We start from the raw sequence: 6,353 nt of genomic DNA, 5'->3' as shown, positions 1-6,353 counted from the left end.
ATCCTTACGGATCCGTCCAGGTGCCGAGTGGCACTGAGCCGATCGTTCTTCACCGGGACGCGGTTTCGGGTGGCGGGTATATGATGCTGGGCGTGGTGATATCGGCCGACATGGACCTTATCGCCCAGCTCCAGCCGCACACCCCGGCGCGCTTCGTCCCGGTGACGCTGGAAGACGCGCTTGCCGCGCGAACCGAACAGCGCGCCGCGCTGGCGCGTGCTGAAGGGCATCTGGCCGGCTGACGTCAGCCGGGAATGCCGGCGGAGGAGCCGGAGGCGAGGAGATCGGCCGGCCAAAACCGACCGCGCGTGGCGGAAGACAAAATCCGGTGCGCGAAACGACAAGACGACGCCGGGCAACGGCGTGAATTTGGCACCCGAGCAGTCCGCTAGAGACCGCCGGAACCGACAGGGGAAGACATTTGCAACGTGGCTGGCCGCAAGGCCGGATGCTTCGCGCCTTTCCGTCGGTAGAAAGAAGGAAAGGGTCATGAGTCATCTGAGCGCGGAGAACGTCTCGGTATCGTTTGCGGGGCTGAAGGCCCTGTCATCGGTAGACCTCCAAATTACGCCCGGCCGCATCAGTGGCCTCATCGGCCCGAATGGCGCTGGCAAGACCACGCTCGTCAACGTGCTGACCGGCTTCCAGGCACCGACGGAAGGCACCATCAAGCTCGACGGGGAAGCACTCACGGGTCTCAAGCCGCATCAGGTCCGGCGGCGCGGCATTGCCCGCACCTTTCAGGGTGGGCGGCTCTTCCGCGACCTGCCTGTGTTGGACAATTTGGAAGTGACCGGCGTTGGCCTGGGAATGAGCCGGCGCGCTGCCATCGCCGAAGCGGAAGCGATGCTCGACTGGATAGGCATCGGTGCGCTGGGTACCCGCATCGCCGGAACGTTGCCATACACGGACGAGCGCCGCGTCGCCATTGGCCGCGCCCTGATGGGACGGCCCGCATACATCCTGCTCGACGAGCCCGCGGCTGGCATGAGCGCACTGGAGGCGCGGGAGCTTTCCGCCCTGATAAGACACATCGCCAGCGATCTCGGCTGTGGTGTCCTGCTCATCGAGCACAATGTCGGGCTGGTGCTCGGCCTTTGCCAGCATATCGTCGTGCTCGATTCCGGAGCGATTATCGAGGAAGGACCGCCTGCCGCGATCCGCGACAGCGAGAAGGTGCGCCACGCCTATATGGGCACGGCCGCGAACACCGACCTGCCTGTGCTGGAGGCGATGGAATGAGCCTGCTCGCCCTTTCCGACATCACCATCCGCTACAGCCGTCTCACGGCGGTCCGCAATGTCTCCTTCTCCATGGACGAGGGAGAAATCCTGTTCATCACCGGCCCGAACGGAGCCGGGAAGTCTTCGCTGCTGCGCGCGATCGCCGGTGTTACGCCGGTGGCGGGCGGCCGGATCGACCTTGCAGGTCATGAGATCACCGGCCAGGCGCCGGAGAACATCGCCCGGCTCGGATTCTCCATGGTGCCGGAGGGGCGCGATGTCTTCGGCTCGCTGACGACCGAAGAGAACCTTCTGGTCGGAACCGGCATGCACGCCCGCGAACGCGGCTGGCGCAGCCGAGCGGCCGACGAACTCGAAGCCGTCTACGCAACCTTCCCGATGCTGAAAGAGAGGCGGCACGGGCAGGCGGGATTGCTGTCCGGCGGGCAGCAGCAAATGCTGGTCATCGGCCGCGCGCTGATGACCAATCCGCGGCTTGTAGCCATCGACGAGCCTTCACTGGGCCTCGCCCCCAACATCAACGACCAGGTCTACGAGCGGCTGATCGCGCTGCGTGCGCAGCGCCAGCTCACGCTCCTGATCGTTGAGCAGAGCTCGGCCCGGGCGATGATGGTGGGCGGGCGGATGATCCTGATGCGTGGCGGACAGATCGTGCTCGATGGCGACGCGCGGACGCTCGGCAATGGCGAGGCGATCCAGGCTGCCTATTTCGGCTACGAGGACAATTGAGATGCTTCAGATCCTGTTCGACGCACTCTCGCTTGGTTCGCTCTACGCGCTCGGGGCGCTCGGCATTGCCCTCATCTTCGGCGTCATGCGGCTCGTGAACTTCGCGCATGGCGACGTCATCGCCTTCTGCGTCTTCGCCCTGTTATGGCCGTCTACGGACGCAATGGCCATCGTCTTCGCCGGCCAATTGCCGTGGTACCTGCTGTTGCCATTCGTGCTCCTCTGCGGGGCCGGGCTGTCGGTGCTGTGCGAAATCGTCGTCTTCAGGCGGTTCCGTCAGGCAAATCCGGCAACCATGATGATCGCCTCCTTCGCGCTCGGTTTCGTCATTCGCTACTTCCTGCTCATGCTTTTCTCCAGTCGGCCGAAATCGATCTCGCTGCTGCCCGAACTGTCCCAGCCGGTGGAGATCCTTGGTGCCAGGCTTCCCCTCCTCCAGCTCATAACGATCGTGGCCACGATGGTCATCCTGATCGGCCTGACACTGTTCCTGCGTCAAACCCGCTTCGGCCTGGAGATGCGGGCGGCGGCCGAGAACTTCTCGATGGCCCGAATGCTGGGTGTGCGTGCGAACCGGGTTATCATGGGCGCGTTCGCCCTCTCCGGCGCGTTGGCCGCCGCCATTGCACTGATCTTTGGCGCCCAGACAGGCACGCTGGACATCCAGATGGGCGCCTCGATCATGTTGATGGCCTTCATCGCCACCGTCATTGGCGGCCTCGGCAGCCTCGGGGGAGCCGTGCTCGCCGGCTTCCTGCTGGGTGCCGCCTCGGTGATCATGCAAGTCATGCTGCCCATCGACGCCCGGCCATTCCGCGATGCCTTTGTCTATGGAGCGGTCATCCTCGTCCTCCTCTTCCGCCCACAGGGGCTTATTGCCGCGCGCGGCACCAAGGAAAGGATCTGATTTCATGGGTGTCGTCGCCTCCCTCACCAACTCTACCGCTGCCGGTGCCCCGGCTGCCGAGCGAAAGCCCGCCCGCTTCGCGCTTGCCCGCCGCACAATCCTGACACCGGTCCTGCTTTCTCTGCTGCTGCTGGCCATCGCGCTGATCACGGTGATGACCGGATCGCGGCCCTTCAACCAGACGGTGATCGACGTGTTCGTCCGTGTCATCCTCGTCGTGGGCCTATACATCTTTATCGGGAATTCGGGCGTTCTCAGCTTCGGGCATATCGGCTTCACCTGCCTTGGCGCCTACGCGGCCGCGTGGCTCACCATCAATCCGATGATGAAACGCGGTTCGCTGCCGGGACTGCCCGAATGGCTGCTGGCGACCCGATTGCCGTACTGGCAATCGGCTATGCTGGCAGCATTGTTCGCCGCCCTCGCCGCTCTCATCTTCGGGCGGGTGCTGATGCGATTATCGGGCATCGCGGCTTCGATCGCGACCTTCGCGATGCTCGCCATGATCAACACAATTTATTCCAACTGGGAGAGCGTGACCGGAGCGACCTCATCGGTCGTCGGCATTCCGATCGTACGCGTGATCTGGCCGTATCTCATCGGCGCCGTGGTCGCGATCTTCATCGCCTGGGCGCACGCGATCTCCCGGTCCGGCCTGGCCCTTCGTGCTGCCCGCGACGAGCCCACCGCCGCCGCGGCTTCCGGTATCGACATTCCCAGGGAAAGATTGGTGGCATTCGTCATATCAGGCGCGGTGATGGGGCTGGGCGGTGCGCTCATGGCTCATTCCATCGGCGTGGTCACACCCGACACATTCTATCTCGGTCTCACCTTCATCACCCTTTCCATGCTCGTCGTCGGCGGCATGGGCAGCCTGTCGGGGGGTGTGGTGGGTGTCGTCCTGCTGTCCGCCCTTATCCAGGCGCTGCGCTGGCTGGAGGCAGGCGTATCGCTCGGCGAGTCCACTTTCGCCCTCCCGAAAGGGGTTCAGGAAATAGCCCTCGGCGTCATCATGATCGTGATCCTCGCGCTTCGCCCATCCGGACTCATGGGCAACCGCGAGATCACCTTACCCCGCAGCAGTCGCAACAAGTGACCGGCGGCACAAGCCCGACCGGAAAACAAAAAGGAGACGTGCATGACATACAAAATGAGAATTGTCGCAACCGCTCTGGCCTCGATGTCCATCGCATACCCGGCCCTGGCCGATGACAAGACCATCGTCATCGGCTTCGCCACTGCGGAGTCGGGCTTCATGGAAGCCTATGACAAGCCTGCGCAGGAGGCGGCCTTGATCCGCATCGACGAGATCAATGCGGCTGGCGGTCTGCTTGGAAAGCAGATCAAGGTCGTCAAGGCCGACACCAAGTCCGACCGGGCCGAAGGCGCCAAGGCGGGCCTCTCCGTGCTCGACCAGGGCGCGGATCTCGTGGTCGTCTCGTGCGACTACGACTTCGGATCGCCGGCTGCGCTCGCGGCCGAGGACGCGGGCCGTATCTCCTTCTTCCTGTGCGCGGAATCGGTCAAGGCCGGTATCCAGGGTGTCGGCCCGCACAGCTTCTCCGCGTCGGTGCTGGCGCCCGTGCAGGGCGCGACCATGGCCGAGTGGGCATTCAAGGAAAAAGGCGCAAAGGACTTCTACCGTCTGCTCGATACCTGGACGGCCTACAACAAGGGCATCTGCGACGGCTTCGACTGGATGATGCCGAAGCTCGAAGCCCAGGGCGCGAAGCTTGTCGGTGAAGACACCTTCAAGAACGAGGACGCCTCCATCGCCGCGCAGATCACCCGCATCAAGTCTCTGCCGAAGGAGCCGGATGCGATCATGCTTTGCACAATGATGCCGGGCGCTGTTTCGGCCATCAAGCAGCTTCGTGCCGCGGGCATCAACTCCATGATCCTGAATGGCTCGGGCGTCGACGGTAGCTATTGGCTATCCGCTGTGCCCGATCTGACGAACTTCTACGTCCCCGTTCAGGGATCGATCTATGGCGACGATCCCAATCCGGAAGTGCTGAAGTTCAATGCCACCTACAAGGCGAAGACAGGCGCCGATCCCTCGAGCCAGTATGTCTTTCCGGGTTACGTCATGGTCGACGTCTGGGCCAAGGCGGTGGAGCGTGCAGGCACGACCGATGCCGACGCCGTCGTCGCGGAACTGGAGAAGATGAAGAACGAGCCGACGCTGTTCGGGCCTCGTACCTTCACGCCGGAACTGCATCACCAGAACCAGACGCGGTACCTGATCGTCGAGACCAAGGCCGGCAAGCCGGGTGTTGTAGGCAACTGGACGATTTCCGAGCCGGTACCGATGGAAGCCTTGCTCAAGTAAGAAGATGGGCCGGGTAAGCCCGGCCCTTTCGTAGGATCTTGCCTTTGGACAAAAAACGAGGGCGGCCCGCTTGGACCGCCCTTCGTCGCCCGATGAATTCAGATTTTCGCTACCCTCGCGCTTTGCGGTAGGAATCCTTGAGCGCTATGAGCTCCCCCGAGAAAGCGAAGATATCGCAGCCGTCGACTTCGATTTGCTGCCCCGCTGCCGTGGTGCCGACGAAGCGCCATGATGAAAGCCCGGTGTCGCCCGTCACGACGTGCCGTCCCCTGGTCCACGCGGCCTTCGGGAAAGCATCGAACAGCGCTGCATAGGCGGCGCGCACGGCGTCACGCCCCATATGCTTGCGCCCTTCGGCATCGGGTCCGGCCGAGCCGTGGAAAGCGCAATTCTCAGCCATGCAGTCCATCAGCGCGCCCACATCGCGAGCGTTCCAGGCAGCGAGGAACCGGTCAAGCACGGCGAGCCGCCTGGCTGCGAGATCGCCGGCCTCAACGACCTCGACCTCCAGGAAGGCCAGCGGCGCATCGCCGGCATTGATGATGTTGTGGGCCACACCCGTCCGCCGCGAATAGGGCACCCCTTGAGTGAGGGCGGCTTGCGACTGCGCGCCGTCCGGGCCTTCGAGACCGAGCTTGCCGTCCGTAAGCGGCACGATGACGTAGTCATGGCCATGGATGTGCCAGCCGGTCTCGGCCCCGGCGGCAAAGCGCCATTCGGTGACCCGAAAGCGTTCGTCGTCGATATGGACGACCGGTTCGGCTTTCATGCGGGTCATTCAAGTCCCTCCTTGGCAACCGCACCGGTCAGGCGCTCAAGCGTCCGGCCCATGCGCGTCATGATTTCTTTCACATCGTCTTCTGTCGAGATCATCGGCGGGCAGAGCGCGAGCTGATCGCCGATGGCGCGGAAGATGAGGCCTTCCTCGTGGCCGAAGCCTGCTGCGATACCCCCTGCGCGCCCAACCTTGACGAAGGGGCGTTTCGTCGCCTTGTCTGCCACCAGCTCAACGGCGCCGATAAGACCGGTGCCCCGCGCTTCGCCGACAAGCGGGTGATCGGCAAATGAGCGGATGCCGGCCTGGAACGACGTCTCGAGGCGGGCCGCGTTTCCGATCAGGTCCCGCTCCTCGAAGATGGCC

At 63.8% G+C, this 6,353-nt stretch carries 7 protein-coding genes and 1 pseudogene; 6 read left to right on the top strand and 2 right to left on the bottom strand.

Annotated elements, in window-relative coordinates:
• The 6 genes and pseudogenes from EN994_RS13625 to EN994_RS13600 form a co-directional block, all read left to right on the top strand.
• Positions 1-242 (top strand): annotated as a pseudogene (locus EN994_RS13625) (allophanate hydrolase); the annotation flags it as partial.
• Complete coding sequence (locus EN994_RS13620) at positions 181-1,242, top strand: ABC transporter ATP-binding protein (protein WP_244514266.1); 1,062 nt, start codon at positions 181-183, stop codon at positions 1,240-1,242. The pseudogene EN994_RS13625 and the gene EN994_RS13620, both read left to right, overlap by 62 nt.
• Positions 1,239-1,973 (top strand): ABC transporter ATP-binding protein, encoded by a 735-nt coding sequence (locus EN994_RS13615; RefSeq protein ID WP_013533157.1) that lies wholly within the window; start codon positions 1,239-1,241, stop codon positions 1,971-1,973. The genes EN994_RS13620 and EN994_RS13615 overlap by 4 nt, the downstream gene beginning before the upstream one ends.
• 1 nt (position 1,974) lies before the next feature.
• A complete protein-coding gene (locus EN994_RS13610; protein ID WP_013533158.1) occupies positions 1,975-2,880 on the top strand; it encodes a branched-chain amino acid ABC transporter permease in 906 nt (301 codons plus the stop codon).
• A 4-nt stretch (positions 2,881-2,884) separates the two neighbouring features.
• On the top strand, positions 2,885-3,976 hold the full coding sequence (locus EN994_RS13605; protein ID WP_063167470.1) for a branched-chain amino acid ABC transporter permease: 1,092 nt from the start codon (positions 2,885-2,887) through the stop codon (positions 3,974-3,976).
• 42 nt (positions 3,977-4,018) lie between these two features.
• Positions 4,019-5,212: an ABC transporter substrate-binding protein gene (locus EN994_RS13600; RefSeq protein WP_013533160.1), complete on the top strand. Its 1,194-nt coding sequence runs from the start codon at positions 4,019-4,021 to the stop codon at positions 5,210-5,212.
• A gap of 109 nt (positions 5,213-5,321) precedes the next feature.
• Here the strand turns inward: EN994_RS13600 and EN994_RS13595 are convergent, their stop codons facing one another.
• Both EN994_RS13595 and EN994_RS13590 read right to left on the bottom strand, forming a co-directional pair.
• Positions 5,322-5,990: a nuclear transport factor 2 family protein gene (locus EN994_RS13595; RefSeq protein WP_063167469.1), complete on the bottom strand. Its 669-nt coding sequence runs from the start codon at positions 5,988-5,990 to the stop codon at positions 5,322-5,324.
• Positions 5,987-6,353, bottom strand: a 367-nt coding sequence (locus EN994_RS13590; RefSeq protein ID WP_127307584.1) for an aminotransferase class III-fold pyridoxal phosphate-dependent enzyme, incomplete at its 5' end; no start/stop codon positions are given. The genes EN994_RS13590 and EN994_RS13595, both read right to left, overlap by 4 nt.

This window comes from Mesorhizobium sp. M7A.F.Ca.CA.002.09.1.1 (assembly GCF_003998555.1).
GTDB classification, from domain to species: Bacteria; Pseudomonadota; Alphaproteobacteria; order Rhizobiales; family Rhizobiaceae; genus Mesorhizobium; species Mesorhizobium ciceri.
The sequence above is the reverse complement of the archived record's forward strand: the minus strand, read 5'-3'. Positions and strand labels throughout refer to the sequence as shown.

Bases quoted from the DNA above. Each gene is read 5' to 3' on its own strand.
- EN994_RS13615 (WP_013533157.1), top strand. From the start codon at position 1,239: ATGAGCCTGCTCGCCCTTTCCGACATCACCATCCGCTACAGCCGTCTC.
- EN994_RS13610 (WP_013533158.1), top strand. From the start codon at position 1,975: ATGCTTCAGATCCTGTTCGACGCACTCTCGCTTGGTTCGCTCTACGCG.
- EN994_RS13605 (WP_063167470.1), top strand. From the start codon at position 2,885: ATGGGTGTCGTCGCCTCCCTCACCAACTCTACCGCTGCCGGTGCCCCG.
- EN994_RS13600 (WP_013533160.1), top strand. From the start codon at position 4,019: ATGACATACAAAATGAGAATTGTCGCAACCGCTCTGGCCTCGATGTCC.
- EN994_RS13595 (WP_063167469.1), bottom strand. From the start codon at position 5,990: ATGACCCGCATGAAAGCCGAACCGGTCGTCCATATCGACGACGAACGC.